The sequence below is a fragment of the Mucilaginibacter pocheonensis genome, from assembly GCF_031456535.1.
GTDB lineage: Bacteria > Bacteroidota > Bacteroidia > Sphingobacteriales > Sphingobacteriaceae > Mucilaginibacter > Mucilaginibacter pocheonensis.
Map to the genome: position 1 here is coordinate 436,125 of NZ_JAVDUU010000001.1, position 23,794 is coordinate 459,918.

General features: G+C 37.1%; 21 protein-coding genes. 20 read left to right on the plus strand and 1 reads right to left on the minus strand.

The genetic code is table 11. From position 1 onward, the window contains the following. Position 1 precedes the first annotated feature (1 nt). The 20 genes from J2W55_RS01870 (at position 2) to J2W55_RS01965 (ending at position 22,791) form a co-directional block, all read left to right on the plus strand. Positions 2-1,168 carry a cytidylyltransferase domain-containing protein gene (locus tag J2W55_RS01870; RefSeq protein WP_310091305.1) on the plus strand — a complete coding sequence of 389 codons (1,167 nt, stop codon included), beginning with the start codon at positions 2-4 and terminating at the stop codon, positions 1,166-1,168. Beyond that, positions 1,165-2,037 carry an N-acetylneuraminate synthase family protein gene (locus J2W55_RS01875; RefSeq protein WP_310091307.1) on the plus strand — a complete coding sequence of 291 codons (873 nt, stop codon included), beginning with the start codon at positions 1,165-1,167 and terminating at the stop codon, positions 2,035-2,037. Before J2W55_RS01870 ends, J2W55_RS01875 begins: the two co-directional genes overlap by 4 nt. Before the next feature lie 21 nt (positions 2,038-2,058). After that, positions 2,059-3,009, plus strand: coding sequence for a Gfo/Idh/MocA family oxidoreductase (locus J2W55_RS01880; RefSeq protein ID WP_310091308.1), 951 nt, complete (start codon positions 2,059-2,061; stop codon positions 3,007-3,009). A gap of 2 nt (positions 3,010-3,011) precedes the next feature. Next, positions 3,012-4,016, plus strand: a complete 1,005-nt coding sequence (locus tag J2W55_RS01885; protein ID WP_310091310.1) for a Gfo/Idh/MocA family protein — start codon at positions 3,012-3,014, stop codon at positions 4,014-4,016. An 8-nt stretch (positions 4,017-4,024) separates the two neighbouring features. After that, positions 4,025-4,729, plus strand: coding sequence for an SGNH/GDSL hydrolase family protein (locus tag J2W55_RS01890; protein WP_310091313.1), 705 nt, complete (start codon positions 4,025-4,027; stop codon positions 4,727-4,729). Positions 4,730-4,910: 181 nt separating this feature from the next. Then, positions 4,911-6,317: a lipopolysaccharide biosynthesis protein gene (locus J2W55_RS01895; RefSeq protein WP_310091315.1), complete on the plus strand. Its 1,407-nt coding sequence runs from the start codon at positions 4,911-4,913 to the stop codon at positions 6,315-6,317. Beyond that, positions 6,314-7,309 carry a hypothetical protein gene (locus J2W55_RS01900; RefSeq protein WP_310091317.1) on the plus strand — a complete coding sequence of 332 codons (996 nt, stop codon included), beginning with the start codon at positions 6,314-6,316 and terminating at the stop codon, positions 7,307-7,309. The genes J2W55_RS01895 and J2W55_RS01900 overlap by 4 nt, the downstream gene beginning before the upstream one ends. Positions 7,310-7,455: 146 nt before the next feature. Continuing rightward, positions 7,456-8,064 (plus strand): CatB-related O-acetyltransferase, encoded by a 609-nt coding sequence (locus J2W55_RS01905; RefSeq protein WP_310091319.1) that lies wholly within the window; start codon positions 7,456-7,458, stop codon positions 8,062-8,064. Between the two features lie 8 nt (positions 8,065-8,072). Then, the gene (locus J2W55_RS01910) at positions 8,073-8,975 is read left to right on the plus strand and encodes a glycosyltransferase family 2 protein (RefSeq protein WP_310091321.1); all 903 of its coding nucleotides are present in this window, start codon (positions 8,073-8,075) and stop codon (positions 8,973-8,975) included. Between the two features lie 226 nt (positions 8,976-9,201). Continuing rightward, entirely contained in the window at positions 9,202-10,233 is a 1,032-nt protein-coding gene (locus J2W55_RS01915) for a hypothetical protein (RefSeq protein ID WP_310091323.1), read from the plus strand. Beyond that, complete coding sequence (locus J2W55_RS01920) at positions 10,190-11,380, plus strand: glycosyltransferase family protein (RefSeq protein ID WP_310091325.1); 1,191 nt, start codon at positions 10,190-10,192, stop codon at positions 11,378-11,380. Before J2W55_RS01915 ends, J2W55_RS01920 begins: the two co-directional genes overlap by 44 nt. A 1-nt stretch (position 11,381) precedes the next feature. Further along, on the plus strand, positions 11,382-12,788 hold the full coding sequence (locus J2W55_RS01925; protein ID WP_310091327.1) for a GH39 family glycosyl hydrolase: 1,407 nt from the start codon (positions 11,382-11,384) through the stop codon (positions 12,786-12,788). Between the two features lie 32 nt (positions 12,789-12,820). Next, complete coding sequence (locus tag J2W55_RS01930; protein WP_310091329.1) at positions 12,821-13,960, plus strand: DUF1972 domain-containing protein; 1,140 nt, start codon at positions 12,821-12,823, stop codon at positions 13,958-13,960. Continuing rightward, positions 13,957-15,072 carry a GDP-mannose 4,6-dehydratase gene (gene gmd / locus J2W55_RS01935; RefSeq protein ID WP_310091331.1) on the plus strand — a complete coding sequence of 372 codons (1,116 nt, stop codon included), beginning with the start codon at positions 13,957-13,959 and terminating at the stop codon, positions 15,070-15,072. Before J2W55_RS01930 ends, gmd begins: the two co-directional genes overlap by 4 nt. Before the next feature lie 5 nt (positions 15,073-15,077). Continuing rightward, positions 15,078-16,013, plus strand: coding sequence for a GDP-L-fucose synthase (fcl, locus tag J2W55_RS01940; protein WP_310091333.1), 936 nt, complete (start codon positions 15,078-15,080; stop codon positions 16,011-16,013). Between the two features lie 48 nt (positions 16,014-16,061). After that, positions 16,062-16,922 (plus strand): glucose-1-phosphate thymidylyltransferase RfbA, encoded by an 861-nt coding sequence (gene rfbA, locus J2W55_RS01945; RefSeq protein WP_310091337.1) that lies wholly within the window; start codon positions 16,062-16,064, stop codon positions 16,920-16,922. 94 nt (positions 16,923-17,016) lie between these two features. After that, positions 17,017-18,417, plus strand: a complete 1,401-nt coding sequence (locus tag J2W55_RS01950) for a UDP-glucose 6-dehydrogenase (protein ID WP_310091339.1) — start codon at positions 17,017-17,019, stop codon at positions 18,415-18,417. An 81-nt stretch (positions 18,418-18,498) separates the two neighbouring features. Continuing rightward, positions 18,499-19,551 (plus strand): dTDP-glucose 4,6-dehydratase, encoded by a 1,053-nt coding sequence (gene rfbB / locus J2W55_RS01955; RefSeq protein ID WP_310091341.1) that lies wholly within the window; start codon positions 18,499-18,501, stop codon positions 19,549-19,551. Between the two features lie 667 nt (positions 19,552-20,218). Beyond that, positions 20,219-21,679 (plus strand): capsule assembly Wzi family protein, encoded by a 1,461-nt coding sequence (locus J2W55_RS01960; RefSeq protein ID WP_310091343.1) that lies wholly within the window; start codon positions 20,219-20,221, stop codon positions 21,677-21,679. A gap of 149 nt (positions 21,680-21,828) precedes the next feature. Next, positions 21,829-22,791, plus strand: coding sequence for an acyltransferase family protein (locus tag J2W55_RS01965; protein WP_310091346.1), 963 nt, complete (start codon positions 21,829-21,831; stop codon positions 22,789-22,791). A gap of 111 nt (positions 22,792-22,902) precedes the next feature. Here J2W55_RS01965 and rfbD read toward each other — a convergent pair whose 3' ends face one another. Beyond that, positions 22,903-23,763 carry a dTDP-4-dehydrorhamnose reductase gene (rfbD, locus tag J2W55_RS01970; protein WP_310091349.1) on the minus strand — a complete coding sequence of 287 codons (861 nt, stop codon included), beginning with the start codon at positions 23,761-23,763 and terminating at the stop codon, positions 22,903-22,905. Positions 23,764-23,794: the final 31 nt, after the last annotated feature.

A 23,794-nucleotide genomic window follows, 5' to 3' on the forward strand; every position in this document is an offset into this window, starting at 1 on the left:
AATGAAGTCAATAGCAATAATACCGTTAAGAAAAGGCTCGATAGGAATTCCGGGAAAAAACAAGAAGAAATTGCTGGGGCGCCCTTTGTATCAGTGGGTTTTGGGTGAGGCTATAGAAAGTAATTTAGATGAGATTTATATTTTTACCGACGACGAAAGTATAATTGAGCGTATTCAGTTAGACTATAAATGGACAGATAAGGTAAAGGTTTTTGAACGCAGCCCTGAGTCCGCAACCAATACAGCTTCAACTGAATTCGGTATGCTTGAACTGGCCCAGAGTCTTGATTTTGATTTTGATATATATTGCCTGTTACAGGCTACATCGCCGTTAACATCAAAAGACGATATAAATAAAACGCTTGATAAAGTTGTAAACGGGGGATGCGATTCCGCACTAACGGTTGTTGAATCAAAAAGGTTTTTATGGACCAAAGAAGGAACAAGCATAAATTACAATTACCTCGCCAGGCCCAGGAGGCAGGACTTTGAAGGACTGCTTATTGAAAATGGCGCCGTTTACGCCATAAAGAAAGATGCTTATAAGGAACAGCATAACAGATTGGGCGGAAAGATAGGGGTTGTTGAGATGGTTGAGGAATCATTAATTGAGATTGATGAACCAGCTGACTGGCACATTGTGGAACAGTTGTTAGCTAACCGACTTAGCCTTCATAAACAGGCGGCTTCAAAAATAAAGGCGCTTGTGCTGGACGTTGACGGTGTTTTTACCGAAGGAAAGGTTTGGGTAAGCGGTGATGGTGAACTGGCCAAGGCTTTTAGTTTAAGAGATGGGATGGGGCTTGAAATTGCGCGGGAAAGCGGTATAGAAATAGTTGTAATGACCTCGGAAAATAGTCCGATAGTTGACCAGCGGATGAGAAAGCTGCAAATTAACCACTATTATAAAGGTGTAAAAGATAAGTTTTCGCTATTAAATAAAGTATGCGCCAAGTTGAATGTCGATCGTCATGAATTGGCATATATAGGGGATGATGTTAATGATCTGGCTAACATTTTAAGTGTTGGCTGGGGATTTACACCGGTTGACGCGGTTAGTGAGCTTAAACAAATGGCCGATGTTGTTTTGCACAGCTACGGCGGTGACAAAGCTATCAGGGAAGGAATTGAAACGATTATTAAATTAAATAAAAGATCAAAAAAATGAAACAACCAAAAGTTATCGCGGAGATAGGCTGTAATCACAAAGGTGATATGACTATCGCAAAAGAACTTATTAAGATCGCTAAGATTTTTTGTGATGCTGATGTCGTAAAATTTCAAAAGAGAAATAATAAGGAATTATTAACAGAAGAACAATACAATACTCCACACCCTAATCCGGCTAATGCTTACGGAGATACTTACGGTGCTCACAGGGAGTTTTTGGAATTTAACGCTGCACAGCATGCTGAGTTAAAAGAATTTTGTGATGACCTGGGTATAATTTACTCAACATCTGTTTGGGATTTAACATCAGCTAAAGAAATTGCTCCGTTAAACCCTCAGCTAATCAAAATACCATCGGCTTGTAATAACAATTACGAAATGCTGGGTTGGTTATGTGATAATTATCAAGGTGAGATACACGTATCTACAGGTATGACAACCAAAGATGAAATTGATGACCTTGTTGAGTTTTTTGTTACCAAAGGAAGAAACAAAGATCTGGTAGTTTATAACTGTACATCAGGATATCCGGTTCCATTTAAGGACGTTTGTTTGTTAGATATTCTGACATTAAAAGAGAAGTACGAAGATAAAGTTAAAGCAATAGGTTTTTCAGGACACCATTTAGGTATAGCCGTTGATATTGCCGCTCATACTTTAGGTGCTGAATGGATTGAAAGACACTACACCTTAGACAGGACCTGGAAAGGAACAGACCATGCCGCTTCATTGGAACCAGATGGTTTGAGAAAACTTATCAGGGATTTAAAAGCAGTAACTCAAACGCTTACTTACAAAAGCAAAGACGTTCTTGATATTGAAGAAGTTCAGAGAGAAAAGCTAAAATACAGAAAAGTAGCTAAATAATTAAGTTTCAATTTTTTGCGGATGAACAAAGTAATAGTTATAGGTACCGGAAATATTGGTAAAAGGCACATTCAGGCTTTATATAAAAGTGAATTGGATTTTAAGATCATTGCTTATGATTTTATAAAGGATTCCCTGCTATCAGTCAATCAATTTTGTATAAGCAATAATCTTGACCTCGGCAGAATCAGTTTAATAGAAGACCTTGACCTGTTGACAGAGCAGATTGATAGCACATCAGTAGTTATCGTCGCTACCACGGCTTCGGGAAGAGTGGAACTTTTAGAGCCTGTGTTAAACCGCCTTCCGGCTGCTGTTATTATTGAGAAACCAGTAGTTCAAAGCGAATCAGATTACTTAAGCATCCAGGCATTAGCTGCTAAATTGGGCGTTCCTATTTATGTAAACTTTATTGCTCATGCTCAGCATTTTTATAGAGAGATCTATGAAAATGTTAAAGATAGTAAAGACTATACTTTTTATACCAATATGCCAAATTGGGGAATGTCTACCGTAGGCATACACCAGTTTGAGTTGTACTTTTGGCTGTTTGGTGTAAAGGAATATGATGTTGTTTTTTCTGAAGTTAGCTCGGTATATGAGCAAAAAAGGCCAGGTTTCTTTGATTTAGCCGGAACAATAGGGCTGAGCGATAAAAAAGGAAATATTGCCGTATTCAGGAATCAGGCAGTCAATTCTGTGGCGTCAATACAAATTGTAACAGAAAACCACCTTTATACAATTCACGAAACCCAAAATACACTTATTAAAATTGGCCCCGATAAAAAAGTTGAGATCAAGGACCTAAATGTACGTTTTGTAAGCACATACATACATGAGGTCGTTGATCTTATTTTTAACGGGAAGTATAATGAAGTTTACCTTCCAACTATTGAACAAAGTTATCTGGCTCACAAAGTTTTGTTTGACTATGTTTCAACTCATGTTTCTTCTCCCCTAAATATAACATAAGTATGAATAAAATTATTTTTATAGGTTGTGGTCAAATAGCACATTTTCACGCAGATGTTTTAATAAACTTAGGGTGCAAAATAGTAGGTGTTGCCGCAAAGGAAGATAACGAGAGGTTAAATTCATTTAAGGATAAATATCAGGTTACCAGTGCATTTTTGTCATGGAACGAAATGGTTGAAGAGTGCGACTTTGACGCCATTTGGGTAGTAGCAAGCTGGCCCGAAATTGACAAAATGATATTGGACCTTATAAAATTAGGCAAACCCATTTTTGTAGAAAAACCGGTAGCCCTATCCCCATCTAAAATCAGGGAAGCTATTGAATTACAAAAGATATATGGCACAAAAGTGCAAATAGGGTACAACCGCAGGTTTTATAAATTTGTACCGGCTTTGCGTGAAAGGCTGGTTAAATCAAAAATTCGGTCGGTAATTGTTGAAGTTCCTGAAACCACCAAGGGAAAAGATGATTTTTTATTGAAAAACCTGTGGCTTCAAAACTCTTCGCACGTAATTGATTTATTGTATCATTTAATAGGTGAGTTTGATGTTATACACTCTTCGGTGCAATCTAAGTGGACTCACTTGCATGATACCTTTAACTCATTATTTGAGCAATCAGGCGACGATTATAACTTTCAAATACATTTAATTTCTGTATGGGATTCTCCATCGAATTTCTCGATAAAGATATTCATGGATCATGAGCTTATTGAATTAAAGCCCCTGGAAGTGCTGAGATTATATAAAGGCTTTGATATAAGAGACCCAACACCAGAGTTACCTATCCGCCAGTATATCCCTAAAATTGTTGAGGAACAATATTGCGGCGATACCGAGGATAAATTTAAACCAGGCTTTTACGATCAGGCAAGACATTTTTTAGGTAAAATTGATAGTGACCTATATTCGGCCTCAACTTTACAGGACGCTTTGTATGTTACCGAGACAATTTTCTCCTTCTTAAACTTTAATGGCAAATCAGCAGTTTCTCAAATTGACTAATTTAAGTAATGGCCAAAGTTTTAATAGTTGCAGATTCAAATGGAATGCCCCGTAATGAAATTTCATATGAAGATACCTGGGTTTATAAATTGATCAAAGCTTTTCCTGAAATCAACTTTATAGACAGATGTAAACGGGCATCTACTGTTTTACGGTTAGTTTCGGAGGGCGGAGATGTCACTAATGTAAAAAAAGGTGCTGATCTGTTAGAATACTATAATCCTGATATAGTGATCTTGCAATTGGGGATTGTTGATTGTTCCCCAAGATATGTTAATAAGAGAAATCTTTTTGTTAAGATTTTATACAAGCTGCCTGGAAAAATTCAATCGGTAATTTTTTCTGCTATAAAAAAGTATGGTGCCCGCAATCCTAAATACGCATTTGTTACCTCCAGTGCATTCAGGAATAGTGTAGATAGTTATTTATCACGGGCGCTTGAAACGGGTACCAAGGTGATGGCCATATCAATAGCGCCCGTTACTGAAGAGTTTGTGCGTAAAAGCCCTCATATTATTAACAGCATTAATGAATATAATGGCATTTACAGAGAACTCAGAAATAAATATCCCAACTTTTTTGTAGTTGATCCTTTTGGTGCCGGGGTAGATATAAACAGGATAGCGCTTGACGAGTTTCATGTAAATTCCGAAGGGCATTCCATTGTGTTTGAAAATGTTAAAATCAGTTTAGAGAAATTGCTCCACGGATAGATTTTTTTGAACGTCATCATTCCTGGGGATATAATTAAAAAGTTAGCTTATCACACAATGGCGTAAATAATGAATGTTACATGGTTGTTTTTTAGCCATAAAGACAATTTGATGAAAACGCCTTTTTATAAAGTGCTATCGGTTGTTAATTATTAAATTTTAGTTTGTCTCATTTAAATAAATGGCTTCGCTTTTAAAAAATACCGCTATATATGGGTTGGGTACAATGGCACAAAAAGGCGTAAGTTTTTTTCTGGTATTTTTATTCACACATTACCTTAGTCCGGCTGATATTGGCATAATCAACACATTGCAGGTGTTTTCGGTCATTTATGTGTTTTTTCTTTCGTTTGGCTTAGAAAGATCCTTATACAGACTGTATCATGATTATAAAGATGAAGAAAGTAAAAGGAACTTTTTAGGGACCATCAATATTGGTATAGTTGTAATATCATCAATTGTTGTACTGCTAACATTTGCTTTTAAAGGCGCGGTATCCTCAATACTCACCGGTATTCCCTTTTACCCCCTGATAATTTTGGGCATGTGCGATGCTCTTTTTACAGCCTTAACAATAGTGCCCAGAACGCTTTATCAGGTTGAAGGCAAGCCGGCTAAATTTTTGTTTCTTACTATAGGGCAGGTGATCGTGAATGTGATATGTGTATGTGTTGCGTTATTTATTGGCTACAGATCGGCTGTTTCAGTATACATGGCCACCATAATAGCTTATTTTATATTCTTCCCCATTAACGTTATAGCTATAGTGAAGAGTATGAATTTTAAGTTTGACAAAGCTGTTATCACAACTACGCTTAAATATTCATTGCCATTATTGCCATCACTTTTGTCTAACTGGGTAATTAACATGAGCGACAGGTTTTTTATAAACCATTTTTATAACCTGTCTCAGGTGGGTTTATATTCTGTTGTTTATAAAATGGGGCAGTTTGTACAGTTGTTCGCTACCGCTATTTTAATGTCATATAACCCTATGTTTTTTGCCATGGCAAATGCCAAGGAGCCGGATAAGAACAGGATAATAAAACTCCATAATGACAACATTATAGCGTTGCTGGTGGTATGTTTTATAGTTGCCTTTATAAGCAACGATTTTATAAAGCTTTTTCTTACCGCGCCGTATTTAAACGTTGCATACATTGTTCCCATAGTAGCATTCGGGTACTTTTTTATCCAGATGAATAGTTTGCAAAACCTGGCATTTCACCAAAGTAAAAACACGATCCCCCTAATGGTCATAAGCGTTTTGGCAGCGGTTATAAACATAGTTTTCAATTATTTTTTAATTAAAAATTATGGTATTAAAGGTGCAGCCTACTCTACGGTGATTACCCAGGTCATATACTTCATTATCATTTACAAGGTTTCATTGAATTATTATTTCCTGACCATAAATTTTAAAGTAGTTACTCTTTATTTCTTGATCCTGAGCATTATTGTTTTTGGCTTTTTTAAATATGTAGAGCCGGGTTGGTTAAGTTTGATCATGAAGTGTATGATTATACTGGTTATCATATTAATGACCTATTTCAAAAAAATTAAACAGCTTTATCTGAAAGTAGTATGATCTATGTATTTTGTCTTTCTTATTTATCCATTCCTGTTGTTCTTACAATAACACACGGGCAGGAAGAATTTAAAATCATAACGGATCAAAAGCCTATAGCCGATTTTTTTAAAACAATTTTCTCCGAAGAAAAGGTGATGCTTATTGATCGCCCGCCTGAAGCAGGCGGAATTGGTAAATTATTATTGCCATTAAAACTCAATAAGTATAAACAAGAGTTATTGGAAAAATTGGGCAGGCCTAAAAACGCTGTTATATACTTTTTTTATAATGCGTTTGGTTACCATGTTAGCTGGTGGCTAAACCAGGTGGCTGATGACAACACCATTTATTACAAACCCGATATTGATATGTCAATGTGGGAAACAAGATATACCTTAAAATCCATTGCCAAACAGTTTTGGATCAGGGCAAATTTTTCTGCATTAACAATTCCTGTGTGGGGCGGGTCTAAGTTCTTTTATAAGGTAAGTGATTCGTACATAAAAAAGAATAAAATTAATCTGTTAGCAGATATTCCGGTTGAAGTAGATTTTATTAAAGCCCTGCTTGACGAAAAGTTCCATATCGGCAATAAAAAATATATGTTGCTGGTAGGTAACACGGTTTCTGATAATATGGTTTCGGAAGAGGAGTACACTAAAAAGAACGATGAACTGATAAGTTTGCTGAAGCCCGAAAACGTGGCTATAAAAATGCATCCAAGGTTTAATTTTCTTTATTCGCTCGAAAAGGAGTGCCATATAATTCCAAGCATTGTTCCTGCCAATATCATTTTCGGAAACTTTGAAGTTATAATAGGTTACTCGTCTGCCGCGTTATTTGAGGCAGCCAATAGCGGAAAAAAGGCTATTTCTTTAGTGAATATTTTTAACGCGATATCTGAGGATACAAAAGTTAATTATATAAATTATTTAAAGGGCAATTTGTTAACAGGTGCCACTATTTTTTTCCCTGCAACAGTTGAAGAAGTAAAGGAGATTTTAGGTTGAATAAAGTTGCGGGCCATATAATTATAATTGATTTTAAACTAATTGGTAATTAGAAAATTAGTATGATGAAATTTCTGGAACAAAATCTATTATATAATTATCTGAAACAACTTTATTTCAGGGCTAGGAAATGCTATGGAAAAAATGTGACCTTGCAACGTAATGTGGAACTTGATAGTAAAGTGTATTTTGAAGGCAATAATGCTATTTTCAGAAACACCAAGCTCAAAGGCGCTTATATTGGGTACGGCACCTATATTGCAAATAACTCGACTATTGCACGGGCAAAGATTGGACGCTATTGTGCTATAGGCGACAATGTTACAATTTCTTTGGGGCTACATCCGTCCAAAGAATTCGTTTCTATTCATCCGGCTTTTTTTTCGCTGAATAAGCAAGCCGGATTTACTTACGTTAATGAGCAATTGTTTAAAGAGCACATATATATTGATAATAGCCCGTACTGCGTAGAAATTGGCAATGATGTTTGGATTGGAAATAATGTACAGATATTTGATGGGGTAAAGATTGGTAATGGTGCTATAATTGGCGCCGGCGCCATTGTTACAAAAGATGTTGATGATTACAGCATTACATTGGGTGTGCCCGCAAAACACGTAAAATACAGATTTACCGAAGATGAGATCAAGCTGCTTATGGATATTAAATGGTGGGATAAGGATCACGACTGGATAAAGAAAAATTCATCTTCATTTAAAAGTATCGGAACCTTTCTGTTAAATAATGACTTGTAGAATAAAAAATGAAAGATCATATATATATTATCATAGCTGTTTTTAAAAGGTTAGAAATTACCAGGAAGTGCCTGGAATCTCTGAAAAACCAAACTTTTAAAAATTTTACGGTTATTCTGGTTGATCATTGCACAGGTGATGACAGCTATAAAAGTTTAATTGAAAATGAATTTCCCGAGGTTGTCTTGCTTAAAGGCGATGATTCAATGTGGTGGACAGCTGCAACCAATTTTGGTATAAATTATGTGTTAAATTTAAAAGATACTGCAGAAAGCTTTATACTAACATTAAATAATGACCTGATAGCTGGCGATGACTACCTTGAACAGTTGATGATAACTTATAACAAGTATAAGCCTTGTTTGGTGGGATCTGTTTCGGTAGACTTTGATGATATTAATAATGTAGATTTTGCCGGCTGCCATTGGAATATTTACACCACCAGAATGAAGGATAACTTTGGCAAAACCGGCGATATTTATAAAAAGATAGAGAAACTGGATTTTATAGAGTCTGACCTGTTGCCAGGGCGCGGTATGCTCATTCCTATGGAAGTTTTTGCCAAGATCGGGTTATTTGATAATGATCTTTTCCCGCATTATGCGTCAGACTTTGATTTTTCGCATATGGCCCGTAAGGCAGGTTATAAACTGATCATATCGCCAAAGGCAATTGTGCGCAGTATGGTAAAGGAAACAGGATTAAGGTTTGATAAACTTTCAACATCCAAACCTTCCTTTAAATTTCTATATCTTACACAAACTTCAATTAAATCGCCATTAAATATAAAAACAAGGTTTAATTGGGCAAAAAAACACACCATAATAAGTCCTGCTTATTTCTTAATAGACACTACCAGGATTTTATTAAGTTATTTCAGATATACACTTAAATACTACATAAATAAGTAAAGTGAATTTATGTATTATATAATACAGCATGTATAAAAAAAGATTATTTTATGGACTTCTTATTGTAGTTTTCCTTGTTGGGGGGCTTATTCAAACCATTGGGCTTGTTAGTAATACCATGTGTACGCTCGGATTATCGATCGTGCTATTGCTCGTTAATTTAATTTCCAAACGAACCACAAAAGTAAATAAGTACCCGTTTGTTCTCTTAAGCGCAGTTATTATAGTGTCTGGGTTAGTTAACTCATGTGCACCAATATTAATATTTTTATACGTTTTTGCGTTTGCCGTGGTTCCTTATACCATATACTATTTTATAAAGAACAATTTATTCAGGTTTGATTTTACCAAACTGCTTAAGTTCTTCCTTTTTGTTGGTACTATACAATTACCGATACTGTTAGCGCAGAAAAAGCTGGGTACATTGATAGTTGCCATGAGTGCCCGGGGGATAAATTTAGAGGACGTAGGCTATGGCACATTCTTTTTTGCGAATGACCACGGCCTGTGCTTTTTTCTTTTATCACTCATAATTTTTCTTTTATTTCAAAAAACACACCTCAAACAATCAAGTAAAATATTCTATATTATTTGGTTTTCGATAACAGTTTTGCTGGCCGGGTCAAATGTATCTTCATTGTTATGGTTATTAACCATAGGCTTTTACTTTTTAATTAAGCTCAATATTAAAACATTTTTCTTATTGGTGTCTTCGGCAACATTGCTGGTGGTAACCATTTATGTTACACCTTTAAATGATTTCGTTGTAGAAAGGTATGAGTTTTTTCACCACAAGATATTTGATAAACAGTTGTCGTTTTTTGATGCCGAAGGTGCTGTAGACCAGGGCGTACCGGAAAGAGCCGACATTGTTGTTTATTTAAGCCATCAAGAACTGAAGGTAATTGGCGACGGGCCCTACAAATATTTTGACCCGATAAAGAAGGTTTTCCCCAAGTTTAAAAATTACAGCCAGTACTTGTGGTTTTATAATGACCTGGGAGTTATAGGTGTGCTCTGTGTAGTGATCATTTTTGGCGCCCTTTATTTGAATAACAGTAAGTTTTTCAGTTTCAAACTCATTTATCTGATACTGATCTTAGTTTATTCCTTTTTCTCTAACACATTAAGCGATCTGTCATTCATGATCGTTTTCTCAATATTTATAACAAAAGGGTCAATCCCAATCCTAAAAACAAAAAAGTTTAAGCAATATGAACATACTATGTATTCCATACCACGACTGGCGGAAAATTGAGGATGAGGGATCAAGAACCAGAGATTCGCACGTAATACAGCACCTTGTATCGAACACTTCGGTTGATAATGTTATTGTTTTAAACCGGCCGATAACTTATTCGGAAATATTCTTTAAAAGAAAACGTTTAAAACTAACAGGAGAAGTTATATATCAGGATAAAGAAGCTAAAATATATAAAGTAAGTAATAAACTATACGTTTTTGACTACCTATCACATGACCTGCTTGGTCCCATTTTAGAAAAGAAAGGATGGTTTTTTGAAGGCTTCGCTAATGATGAGTTTATAAATAGCTTTAACAAGGCTTTAGCATTTCTGAATTTAAAAATTGATATTTTATTTTCTCAGAATGTTTTTTCTGCAGGCTTTGCCGCTAAGTACGCAAGTCCGACGGTTTTTGACGGCTGGGATAACTTTTTGTTGTTTCCAGAAAATAAATCAATAGCCGGAAAATTAACAAATGCCTATCAGACATTTGCAGACTGCGCTGATGTTTGGGTTACTAATTCCCTAAAAAACATAGCGTATTATGAGCAACACTTTAATTTAAAGGAATGTATTCTCATTAAGAATGGAGCGGATTTTGAAAAATTTAAGAAAAAGTATGAGGTTCCTAATGATTTGAAGCAAATTAAAGGACCGATAATTGGTTTTGGGGGGAAAATAACGCACCTGTTCAACTACGAGTATTTTAACTATTGCGTTGAGAACAACAGAGACAAAAGCTTTGTAATACTTGGGCAAATTTTAGATAAAAATGTTTTCAAACAAATTAAAATAGGTAAAAACGTTCATTATCTGGGCGATAAGCATTATAAGGAGTATCCGGCCTATGTTACAAACTTTAATGTGGGCATTATTCCTTATGTAAATGATCATCTGGAGCATGGTGCTGATACCATAAAAGTGTATGAGTACCTGGCAGCCGGTCTGGGAGTTGTAGGAACCCAGGGCGCCGGAATGAATGAATTATCGGATTTTATATATGTGGCAAATAGCAAGGAAGAATTTTCATCGCTGATTGCTAAAGCGCTTGTTAATAAAAAAGAAGTTGATTTACCAAAAGAATATACATGGGAATATAAAACAAATAGCCTGTTAGATATTTTTAACGGCTTAATTATCAGTAATGCTAAAATCACTTAACATGTTCAGGAAAATCTTTTTAATGGTTATAACTATAACAGCTATTAGCCATTTTACATGTTGTTCACAAAATTCAACCTATAATGCCAATATAGATTTGTCAAGCACCACCCAGTTTGGGATGGCATTGGGGGGAAATATAGCGCACAGCGGCGAAAATTTTGGAGTTTACCCGGGTAGTACTTTTGATCCTATTAAAAAAATTGGCATCAAGACCTTAAGGATCCATGATTCTAAAAGTTTTGATTGGGATGTAATATTCCCAAATTGGAATGCCGACCCCAACTCGCCGGATAGCTATGATTTTAAGTCATCAGACAGGATTTTGCAGTCAATGTTTGACAATGGTTTCCAACCCTTTATCCGCTTGGGAGCCAGTGTAGGCGCAGTTACCAACCTTGCCAGAATGGGTACCAACCCTCCTGATGTAAATAAATGGTGTACAATAGCTAATAATATTATTGGCCATTATGTAAATGGATGGGGTAACGGCCATCGTTATGCTTTAAAATATGTTGAAATTTGGAACGAACCTGATATTGGCTTTTGGAAAGGGGATCAAACTAAATTCAATCAATTGAGCCGCCAGATCATCCTGCTTTTAAAGAAAAATTACCCCCAGTTAAAAGTTGGGTTATGTGGGATATCAAATGTGATCAAGCATAAGGCATTTGCCGATAATTTGCTCGCTTATCTTTCAGACCCTAATGGTAACGGATCCTCAGGTGACAGGGTTCCGATCGACTTTTTTTCGTGGCACGTTTATGAGCAGGGACGGGGCCTGTCGGGCTTTAAACCTTCGGCTTTGGCCGTTAACCGGTTATTGGCTAAATATGGTTACAGTTCCACTAAAAGTATTTGCACTGAGTATAATGCATTTCTTCCATCGCCATATTTAAAATCAGTTAACGCAGCTGTTGATGTTGTTTCTACCCTGATATGGGCAGAAAAGAATGGAATTGATGGAATTTACTTTTACCCAATCGCCGACAATTGGGGCTTGTTTGATATTAAAAGAAATGCTTCAAAGCAATTGAATTTTGTTAAAACAAATATTGCCAATAGCTACGTGCTTTATAATGAATTAACCGATGGAATGACCAGCCGCGTGAAAATTCCTGATGGCCCGGACGATGACAATCTGGAAGTGATTGCGGCCCGCTCGTCAGATAACAAGACTATAAAAATTCTGGCCGCGTGTAGTGGCTGGTTTGGCAAAAAGTTAAACCTTGTTTTAAGCAACAATAGCAATGCCAGCAATGTGGTTTGCGAGGTTAAGGAACTGTCGGGTAATGGCTTATCCACATTAAATGATCAAAATGTGATATCAGTAAGGTCTAATCAGATCATTTTAAATGATAATATAAAGGCTCCTACTTGCAGGCTTTACACGATACACTTACAATAACTAAAACTAAGAGAACTAAATTTAACGCTTATATGAGGATTGCAATTATTGGTACACGGGGTATACCAAACCATTATGGAGGTTTTGAACAATGTGCCGAATATCTGGCACTGGGCTTGGTTCAAAAAGGAATGGAGGTAATTGTTTACAATTCTCATAATCATCCGTATACAGAAAGTACCTGGAAAGGGGTTGAAATTGTTCACTGTTATGATCCGGAGTACAAATGGGGAACTGCCGGCCAGTTTATTTATGACCTGAATTGTATCCTGGATGTACGCAAAAGAAATTGTGATGTTATTTTACAATTAGGCTATACCAGTAGTTCGGTATGGGGTGCTTTATTGCCTTCAAAAAAGTCGGTTATTACAACCAATATGGACGGCCTTGAATGGAAAAGAACAAAGTACTCAAGTAAGGTGAAAAAGTTTTTACTCTACGCGGAAAAATTGGGTGTAAAATATAGCCATCATTTAATAGCCGACTCTATAGGGATACAAAAGTATTTATCAGAAAAATATAAGAAAGATTCGGTTTTTATACCTTACGGCGCACATATATTTGAAGATAGTAACCCTGCTGTTCTTAAAGATTATAACTTAAAGCCCGGGCAATACAATATGCTCATTGCCCGCTTGGAGCCTGAGAATAGCATAGAGATTATTTTGAATGGTGTTGCCAGGGCCAGCTCAAAACTTGATTTTTTAGTTATCGGCAAACACGAAACGGTTTATGGAAATTATTTGAAAGATAAATTTTCATCGCATCCCCATATTAAGTTCATAGGAGGCATTTACGATATCGAGATACTGAATAATCTTAGGTATTATTCAAATATTTATTTCCATGGCCACACCGTAGGCGGAACCAACCCTTCGCTGCTTGAGGCTATGGCCTCAAACAGCCTGATCTGTGCAAATAAAAACCCCTTTAATGAGTATATTTTAGGTACAGATGCTTTTTACTTTACCAATGATGATGATGTATTAACTTTTATTGATTCTGTAAACAAAACAACGGATGATAATCAACTAAAGTTAGACAATAACAAATTGAAAATTGAACAGGTATATCGTTGGGATATAATTATTGATCAATATTACAGCCACATATTAGATATAGCCAAGGCGCCAAGTGATACTCAAACTTTAACACACACATTTAAGATATGAAAAAGAAAGCTTTAATAACGGGAATTACCGGTCAGGACGGGGCCTATTTAACAGAGTTGCTTTTAAGCAAGGGTTATGAGGTACATGGTATAAAACGCAGAAGTTCATTGTTCAATACCGATAGGATTGATCATTTATATCAGGATCCGCATGAAACTGAAATTAAATTAACACTTCACTACGGCGACTTGAGCGATTCAACCAACCTGATACGTATCATTCAACAGGTACAGCCCGATGAAATTTACAATTTGGGTGCAATGTCTCATGTTAAGGTTAGTTTTGATACGCCCGAATACACTGCAAATGCCGATGGTATAGGAACCCTGCGTTTATTAGAAGCCATCCGTATTTTAGGATTAGAAAAAAAGACCAAAATATATCAGGCGTCAACATCTGAGCTTTATGGTTTGGTTCAGGCAGTTCCACAATCAGAAACTACACCGTTTTATCCCCGTTCACCATATGCTGTAGCCAAAATGTATGCTTATTGGATTACGGTGAACTATCGCGAAGCATATGGCATTTACGCCTGCAATGGAATTTTATTTAACCATGAAAGCCCGTTACGGGGCGAAACATTTGTTACCCGTAAAATAACCCGCGCTACCGCCAAAATAGCTATGGGTTTGCAGGACAAATTATTTTTGGGAAATCTGGACGCGCAACGTGATTGGGGACATGCCAAAGATTATGTAGAGGCAATGTACCTTATATTGCAGCAGGAAAAGCCCGAAGATTATGTAATAGCTACCGGAGTTACCACCCGTGTAAGGGAATTTGTAAGAATGTCATTTGCAGAAGTTGGTATCACTGTTGAGTTCAAAGGCGAAGGAGTTAATGAAAAAGGATATGTGGTAAGCTGCAGTGATCCTGAATTTCAGATTGAAACAGGTAAAGAAGTTGTTGCGGTTGATGAAAAATACTTCCGCCCAACAGAAGTTGACCTGCTGATAGGCGATCCTACAAAATCAAAGACCAAATTGGGATGGGAACCTAAATATGATCTGCAAGGCCTGGTAAAAGAGATGGTTGCAGCAGATGTTGATCTGTTTAAAAGAGAGAAACTATTAAAAGACTCAGGTTACGCTATAAAAAACCAGTTTGAATAGCATCAATGGAAAAACACGATAAAATTTATATTGCCGGGCACCAGGGAATGGTAGGTTCGGCAATATACCGAAAGCTTAAAAAAGAAGGATTTACAAATTTTGTAACCCGTACCTCAAAAGACCTTGATCTTAGAGATCAACAGCAGGTAAAAGATTTTTTTGCATCAGAAAAACCAGATCATGTATTTTTGGCTGCGGCAAAAGTAGGTGGCATTATTGCTAATAATACCTATCGTGCAGATTTTTTATACGATAACTTACAGATACAAAATAATGTCATTCATCAATCATACCTTAATAATGTTAAGAAGTTGATGTTTTTAGGGTCAAGCTGTATATATCCCAAAATGGCCCCGCAGCCATTAAAGGAGGAGTATTTGCTTACCGGTTTGCTTGAAGAAACAAATGAGCCTTATGCCATTGCCAAAATTGCTGGTATAAAAATGTGCGATGCTTACCGCTCACAATACGGCTGTAATTATATATCTGTAATGCCTACAAATTTGTATGGCTACAATGATAACTATCATCCTCAAAACTCACATGTTTTACCAGCGCTTATCCGCCGTTTTCACGAGGCCAAGGAACAGGGATTACCTGAGGTAACTATCTGGGGAACAGGATCACCAAAAAGGGAATTTTTGTTTGCCGATGATCTTGCCGAGGCTTGTTATTATCTAATGCAGAATTATAACGAACCTGGTTTGGTTAACATTGGTACCGGCGAGGATATTTCAATAAAGGATCTTGCACTGCTTATCAAAAGTATTATAAACTATGAAGGTCAAATCAAATTTGATACTTCAAAACCAGACGGCACCCCAAGGAAGCTAATGGATGTAAGTAAACTTCACAGTAAAGGATGGAAACACACTATTGAACTTACTGAGGGAATTAAAGCAGCTTATCAGGATTTTTTAAGTAAATTGAAAGCAAACTGAATTAACGATATTGGTATCGAGTAACAAATAAAAATAATACTCCATTCTATGAAAGGAATTATACTTGCGGGCGGTTCAGGAACCCGATTATACCCTATTACAAAAGCCATCAGCAAACAACTGATGCCCATTTACGACAAACCAATGATTTACTATCCTTTGTCGGTTTTAATGCTGGCAGGGATAAATGAAATCCTGATCATTACCACACCCGATGACCAGGCTGGTTTTATACGTTTACTGGGCGATGGAAGTGAACTTGGCTGCAGCTTTAAGTTTGCGGTACAGGAAGTGCCAAACGGGCTTGCACAGGCTTTTGTGATAGGTGCCGACTTTATTGGGGATGACAAGGTAGCACTGGTACTTGGCGATAATATATTTTATGGATCAGGTTTTAGTGCGTTAATGCAAAGCTTTGTTGACGTAAAAGGCGCTGCTATTTTCGCTTACCCTGTTGCCGACCCTGAGCGTTATGGAGTTGTTGAGTTTGATAAGGAATTTAAAGCGGTTTCTATTGAAGAAAAACCTGCCGAACCAAAATCAAACTACGCCGTTCCCGGACTTTATTTTTACGATAACCAGGTAGTTGAAATTGCAAAAAACATCCCTGCATCGCCACGGGGCGAATTTGAAATTACCGATGTAAATAAGGTATACCTTGAAAAAGGCGAGCTTCATGTTGGCGTTATGGATAGAGGTACAGCATGGCTTGATACCGGTACTTTTGATTCGCTTAGTGATGCATCAGAATTTGTGCGCGTGATAGAGAAAAGACAGGATACCAAAATTGGCTGTATTGAAGAAATTGCTTACCGAATGGGCTTTATAAGCTATGAAGCACTACAGGAATTAGCAATAAAGTACATAAAAAGCGGTTACGGAAAATATATACAAAGTATTAAGCCATAAACGCATTTAATTTTATTGAAATAAGCAATTATAATTGATATTTTCGCTATTATTTAGTTCACCTGAAGTTTATCACAAATACGTTATAAGAAATATGACCAAAATCACCAAAATTTGCTGCATAGGGGCCGGTTACGTTGGCGGACCAACTATGGCCATGATCGCAAAAAAATGTCCACATATTAAAGTAACAGTAGTCGATCTTAATGAACAGCGTATAGCTGCGTGGAATGATGCCGATGTTGAAAACATACCTGTTTATGAACCCGGTTTAAGCGCTGTTGTGGCCGAAGCCAGGAATCGTAACCTGTTTTTTTCTACTGATGTGGAAGGGGCTATTGATGAGGCCGAGATGATATTTATATCGGTAAACACGCCAACTAAAACTTATGGCGCTGGTAAAGGCCAGGCTGCAGATTTAAAGTGGATTGAACTTTGTGCCAGGCAAATTGCGCGTGTAGCAAAAAATAATAAAATTATTGTTGAAAAATCAACCTTGCCGGTTAGAACCGCAAGTGCTATCAAAGATATTTTAACGCATACCGGTAATGGTTCGCAGTTCCAGATCCTTTCAAACCCTGAGTTCCTTGCAGAAGGTACAGCGGTAGAGGATCTTGATGCGCCCGACCGTGTTTTAATTGGTGGTGATACTACCCCTGAAGGTCGGGCGGCTGTTCAGGCTTTGGTTGATGTTTATGCCAACTGGATCCCTAAAGAACGGATACTAACAACCAACGTTTGGTCGTCTGAGTTATCGAAATTAACCGCCAATGCTTTTCTTGCACAGCGCGTATCATCCATCAATTCGCTTACCGAACTTTGCGAAAAAACCGAGGCCGACATTAAAGAAGTTGCCCGGGCTATTGGAACAGATAGCCGTATTGGCCCTAAATTTTTAAAGGCATCTGTTGGATTTGGCGGCTCATGCTTTCAAAAAGATATTTTAAACCTTGTTTATATTGCAAGGAGCTATGGTTTACAGGAAGTGGCCGATTATTGGGAGCAGGTTATTATTATGAATGATCATCAGAAAAAACGTTTTGCAAACCAGATGATCAGGGAATTATATAATACAGTTAACGGTAAAAAAATTAGTTTCCTGGGTTGGGCCTTTAAAAAAGATACCAATGATACCCGCGAATCTGCTGCAATTTACGTAGCTGATCATCTGTTACATGAGCAGGCCCATATCATAGTTTATGATCCTAAGGTTTTAGAAGGCCAGATATATTTTGACCTTGATTACCTGGCTACCAGAACACCCGAAGAAAATAAAAAGGGAGTTAACGTGGTAACTGATCCGTACGAGGCTTGTAAAGGTGCTCATGCCATTGCTGTATTAACAGAGTGGGATGAATTTAAGGATTATGACTGGCAAAGAATTTATGATAGCATGTTAAAACCTGCTAAAATATTTGACGGACGTAATTTGCTTGATGCTGAAAAATTACGGGCAATAGGATTTCAAGTAAAAGCAATCGGTACTAATATTTAATTTACCGGTTTGCATTAATAAACTTCAATAGTCTTATGGCTTAGCTGCTTTAGCCATAGGACTATTTTGAATTACTTACATATGAAAAAAATTCTTATTACCGGCGGTGCCGGCTTTATCGGCTCTCATGTTGTAAGGCGTTTTGTAAATACTTATCCTGATTATAAGATAGTTAATTTGGATAAATTAACATACGCCGGAAATTTGGCGAATCTTACAGATCTGGAAAATAAATCAAACTATCAGTTTGTAAAAGGCGACATTGTTGATGCTGCTTTTATAAACAGCCTGTTTGAACAAGAACAGTTTGACGCGGTAATTCACCTTGCGGCAGAAAGCCATGTAGACCGTTCAATCACTAATCCGCTTGATTTTGTGATGACCAACGTTGTTGGCACCGTAAATTTGCTAAACGCCGCACGCCATTTATGGAAAAACAACTATAGCGATAAGCGTTTTTACCATGTTTCGACTGACGAAGTTTATGGTACATTAGGAGAAGATGGTTTGTTTACCGAAACAACCGCTTATGATCCGCATAGCCCATATTCGGCATCTAAAGCAAGTTCAGATCATTTTGTGAGAGCCTATGCCGATACTTATGGTATGAATGCCGTGATATCCAATTGTTCAAATAACTATGGATCTTTTCACTTCCCTGAAAAGCTTATTCCACTTGCCATTAACAATATAAAAAGCAGCAAACCCGTGCCTGTATATGGTAAAGGCGAAAATATACGCGATTGGCTTTGGGTTGAAGACCATGCAAGGGCTATTGATTTAATATTCCATAAGGCTAAGCCGGGGGATACTTATAATATTGGCGGGCATAATGAATGGAAAAACATAGATCTGATCCGGTTGCTTTGCAGTATAATGGACAAAAAATTGGGTAGGGCCGAAGGTGAATCGGCTAAACTGATAACCTTTGTAACCGACCGGGCCGGGCATGATTTGCGCTACGCGATTGACTCTACCAAGTTACAACGTGAACTGGGATGGACCCCAAGCCTGCAGTTTGAAGAAGGGCTTGAAAAAACGGTAGACTGGTATTTGAGCAATGAAGCGTGGCTGGAAAATGTTACCTCGGGTAATTACCAGTCATATTATGAAGATCAATACGCGGACCGTTAATTTACGGATTACAGTTTTTTAAAGGGCCAGATTTAAAGAATCAGTATAATAAAGTATAAAGCACCTTTAATATAATCTCAAAACGCAGAAGTCTGAATGTTATCTAAAGAGATAGCATTCAGACTTTTGCATTTTAAACCAAATTTGCCTGTTATTATAGATTGACAAGATAGATGCCGACGATGTAACCAGGTGTATAGTTACTGCAAAACAACTATATGTTTGAACACCGTTACAATATTATTTATTTATGAAGCTGGTCATCACTGCCTTATTTCCGCGTAATAAATAACTCCTCAAGCCTGCCGCGTGGCGCGGTAAAAGCTTCAAAAATTACCCATTTTTTCGGATAGCGCTCTAAATAGTTTCTTGCCGTACAATTACGCAGATAAATTCTTTAATATTAATTATAGTAATTTAATTAATAGTTATGGATAGGCAACTAAAATTAAGTATAGATTTTGCCTATGTGTCTGTTTATTAAGTTATTGTGATTTTGTTTAGATCTGGTGTTTGGAGATAAATTAAATTATAAATAAAATAACGAAAGTTTATTAATTTATATTCTGTTTTTGTCGTTTTAATGATAACTTTGAATTAAAATGGATGTTTTAATATGAAATTTTTAATTTAACATTAAAATAATTATTAATCTTATTTAATAAGTATGAGGAGACTGCTGCTTTTTACGACAATAACGTTCTTTTACACAGTGGCAAAAGCCCAAACAAATACCTTTCACATTAACTTAGAAGCCCAGGGAATAGCAACATCTTCAAACGCGGTTCCTTTTTGGTTAAGATCAAATCAATTTGGCAGTGTGCCTCTTAAAGGTGGGTCGGGTAGCCTTATTGGCCAAATCAGTAAAGATTACGACACAACCCGGCGAACCAAGCTATTTGACTGGGCTGGCAGTTTTGAAGGCAGGGGTAACATAGGCAATTACTCCAAATTTATTTTGGTAGAGGGTTATTTGAAAGGCCGTGCCGGTGTTTTTGAATTAAAAGCCGGGCGTTCAAAAGATATCGTTGGCCTTACTGACTCTACCTTATCATCAGGCTCATTTTCCATCTCGGGTAATGCTTTAGGCATACCAAAGATCAGTTTAGGCATACCCCAATATTATAGTATTCCCATATTAGGGAAATTATTTGCTGTCAAGGGCAACATTGCAACCGGATACTTAGGTAATATTGATATAGATTATGCCCGTGCTAAGGTTAATAAATCAAAGTCATATTATTGGGAAAATACGTTCTACACAAAAATAGGTATGCCCGACTGGAGATTTAAAATAGAGGCAGGCTATAATCATGAAGCGCTATGGGGTGACGAAAAGGATATTTTAAGGCCATTTAATTTGTCGGGGTCAGAAACATTCTGGTACGTAGTATTGGGAAAAACCTATACCTATTCAAAAGTTGGCAACCATTTGGGATCATTGGATATTGGGGCCGAATATAAATTCGACGCATTCACCGTATCCCTATATCGTCAATCATTTTATGATAAAGGAGGCTTAGCTCATTTGGCTAATATTGCTGACGGCTTAAACGGGTTGAAATTTGTAAATAATAAGGCTGGTCAGGGCAATTTTTATTGGAAGAAAATTTTATTCGAAATTTTAAATACAACCAATCAGGGTGGATATATATCTTCAAAACCAACCGCGTCAGGAGCCGAAAATTATTACAACAACTATGAGTATGTTGAGGGGTGGTCATACAAAGGAATGGGATTGGGAACACCGTTTGTAACTACCGAAGCCGACGCCAGGGAAGGGTTACCTTCATCGCCCCGAAATTATTTTATTAACAACAGGGTTCTGGCCTTCCATACCGCCGCTGAATTCTCTGTTTTTAAATGGCTGTATACCGGAAAATTATCATATTCTATAAACCGGGGCACCTACGAAACGGGCAGCGGGCCGTTCCAGGGCCCTGCCAATCAAATTATGATCCCGACTATAGGGCCGTTTAAAAAAGTTCATCAAACTTCCGTGTATCTTGAAGGCATCAGGCCATTAAAAAATAATTACACCGTTGGATATGATGTTGGTTTTGACCGGGGCGGATTATTAAATAATTCTTTTGGGTTAATATTAAAAGTTTCTAAATCATTTTTATAAACTTATTAATGTATAATAAGTAGTTTTGGCCCGTTTAAAGCCGGGTAAAGGCAAAAATATGGTGGAAGATTTATGTGCTGATGGGGAATGCCTGAAACCTGTTTGTAACTTCTATCGTTTACCTGTTCACAATTGTTATACATTCAAATATGAGATTTCAGAATATTGACTTGTTAAAAGGTTCGCTTATAATTTTGGTTATAATCGGTCATGTTTTGCAGGGTAAGGGTTCAGATAATATAGTAAGATATATTATTTACAGCTTTCACATGCCAATTTTTATAGGAGTAAGCGGTTTTCTGTTCAACAGAGAAAAAATTAGCTTAATTACTTTTAAAGAACTTGTTTCCAAGTATTTTTTCCGGGTCATGATCCCCTGGGCTATTGCCGTTATCGGGTACACAATAGTGAGCAATTTATTGGAGCATAAATCTCTTTTCAGCATAAGCGCGCTTTTAAAATCATTTATATTTCCTTACTACCATCTATGGTTTATTCCGGCATTCTTAAGCTGGGTGTTCATGACATGGGGCTCCAAAAAATTAAATATTTCAATCACTGCGTTACTGGTTATCAGCGGTATAATTTCTGTTAGCTTCTTTGTTTTATACAATTACCAGGACACGTACAAAACCAGTTCGGCCATTTTTAAAGGCTTAATTTATATTTTAAAAACATTCAGGCCTTACTTTTATGTATTCTTTGTTTTCGGAATTTATCTGCGAAATCAACCCGAACAAAAATTAACACTCAGTATTATAACAGCTACTGTTAGCTTTATAGCAAATATTTTATTGTTTTTCTATCCTAACACAGTGGCCACTATTGTGTTTTTCTTCCTGTTTAACTTATCATTTTTGAATGTACTGCTAATAAAAGCGAAAGCAGGCGCCTTCCCCAATTCTAATGCTGTACAATGGTTGGGTACAAATTCACTGGGTGTTTACTTATGGCATGTAGTGCCAATATTATTGGTGACCAGTTTTGTTGGCACACAAAACCTGCCGCTGTTTTATGGCGTAACACTTGTAGCCGAGATCATATTTATCCTGATCATGGCTCAGCTAACAAAAGTGAAGAGCATCAATAAATACCTTTTCGGTATGTCGTAGAACAGACGGGATGTTTTCTGTACGGGAGAAGCGAGGGCGGTGGGAAACCCCGAACAAAAATATGATTAAACAAAAAAGGAGGGGTTACCTCCTTTTCTGTTTAATCACGCTTTACTGCGCTTTAAGTTTTTCCAAACAAACGGTCAGGCTATCGCGCCAGTAAGGAATTTCAATATTAAAAGTAGTTTTGATCTTTGCTTTATCCATTACAGAAAAGGCAGGCCGTGTGGCTCTGGTTGGGTATTCGTTGGTACGTATGGGCAAAGCTTTTACTTTGCTGCCCGCAATATCAAATATGGCTTTGGCAAAATCATACCAGGAGGTTACCCCTTCATTGCTATAATGGTAAATGCCAAAATTTTCGCCGCCTGAAGTTATGATATCAAGTATGGCAGCAGCCAGATCAATAGCATAAGTAGGCGTACCCACCTGGTCGGCAATAATTTTTAGCTCATCGCGCTCGGCGCCTAATTTAAGCATGGTTTTAGCAAAGTTATTGCCGTATTCTGAATATAGCCAGCTGGTACGTATAATGTAATGTTGCGGCAATATGCGGGCAATATCCTGCTCGCCTTCTAATTTGGTAAGTCCGTATATGCTTATAGGCTCAGCAATATCAGTTTCCACAAGTGGGTGAGGCGTATCGCCTTTAAAAATGAAATCGGTTGATACATGAACAAGCACAGCGCCATGTTCTTTACATTGCATGGCCAGGTTGGCGGCGCCGGTACGGTTTATTTTACGCGCAAGGTCAACATCATCCTCGGCCTTGTCAACGGCGGTATAGGCAGCGCAGTTAATTACATAAGCCGGTTTATATTGTTCAAATAGGTTTGATAACACATCAGTATCAAGAATATTTGCTTCATTCTCCGGAGGAAAAATAATATTGTTTATTTGCTTTGCGTCGGCAACGTTCTTTAAGCAATGCCCTAATTGCCCCGAAGCTCCGAAAACTACGATGTTTTGCATATTCGTATATGTTAAAATATGTTGGTTATTT

Excerpts from the sequence above, each read along its gene's own strand:
- J2W55_RS01870 (WP_310091305.1), top strand. The coding sequence starts at position 2 with ATGAAGTCAATAGCAATAATACCGTTAAGAAAAGGCTCGATAGGAATT.
- J2W55_RS01875 (WP_310091307.1), top strand. The coding sequence starts at position 1,165 with ATGAAACAACCAAAAGTTATCGCGGAGATAGGCTGTAATCACAAAGGT.
- J2W55_RS01880 (WP_310091308.1), top strand. The coding sequence starts at position 2,059 with ATGAACAAAGTAATAGTTATAGGTACCGGAAATATTGGTAAAAGGCAC.
- J2W55_RS01885 (WP_310091310.1), top strand. The coding sequence starts at position 3,012 with ATGAATAAAATTATTTTTATAGGTTGTGGTCAAATAGCACATTTTCAC.
- J2W55_RS01890 (WP_310091313.1), top strand. The coding sequence starts at position 4,025 with ATGGCCAAAGTTTTAATAGTTGCAGATTCAAATGGAATGCCCCGTAAT.
- J2W55_RS01895 (WP_310091315.1), top strand. The coding sequence starts at position 4,911 with ATGGCTTCGCTTTTAAAAAATACCGCTATATATGGGTTGGGTACAATG.
- J2W55_RS01900 (WP_310091317.1), top strand. The coding sequence starts at position 6,314 with ATGATCTATGTATTTTGTCTTTCTTATTTATCCATTCCTGTTGTTCTT.
- J2W55_RS01910 (WP_310091321.1), top strand. The coding sequence starts at position 8,073 with ATGAAAGATCATATATATATTATCATAGCTGTTTTTAAAAGGTTAGAA.
- J2W55_RS01920 (WP_310091325.1), top strand. The coding sequence starts at position 10,190 with ATGAACATACTATGTATTCCATACCACGACTGGCGGAAAATTGAGGAT.
- J2W55_RS01925 (WP_310091327.1), top strand. The coding sequence starts at position 11,382 with ATGTTCAGGAAAATCTTTTTAATGGTTATAACTATAACAGCTATTAGC.
- J2W55_RS01930 (WP_310091329.1), top strand. The coding sequence starts at position 12,821 with ATGAGGATTGCAATTATTGGTACACGGGGTATACCAAACCATTATGGA.
- gmd (WP_310091331.1), top strand. The coding sequence starts at position 13,957 with ATGAAAAAGAAAGCTTTAATAACGGGAATTACCGGTCAGGACGGGGCC.
- fcl (WP_310091333.1), top strand. The coding sequence starts at position 15,078 with ATGGAAAAACACGATAAAATTTATATTGCCGGGCACCAGGGAATGGTA.
- rfbA (WP_310091337.1), top strand. The coding sequence starts at position 16,062 with ATGAAAGGAATTATACTTGCGGGCGGTTCAGGAACCCGATTATACCCT.
- J2W55_RS01950 (WP_310091339.1), top strand. The coding sequence starts at position 17,017 with ATGACCAAAATCACCAAAATTTGCTGCATAGGGGCCGGTTACGTTGGC.
- rfbB (WP_310091341.1), top strand. The coding sequence starts at position 18,499 with ATGAAAAAAATTCTTATTACCGGCGGTGCCGGCTTTATCGGCTCTCAT.
- J2W55_RS01960 (WP_310091343.1), top strand. The coding sequence starts at position 20,219 with ATGAGGAGACTGCTGCTTTTTACGACAATAACGTTCTTTTACACAGTG.
- J2W55_RS01965 (WP_310091346.1), top strand. The coding sequence starts at position 21,829 with ATGAGATTTCAGAATATTGACTTGTTAAAAGGTTCGCTTATAATTTTG.
- rfbD (WP_310091349.1), bottom strand. The coding sequence starts at position 23,763 with ATGCAAAACATCGTAGTTTTCGGAGCTTCGGGGCAATTAGGGCATTGC.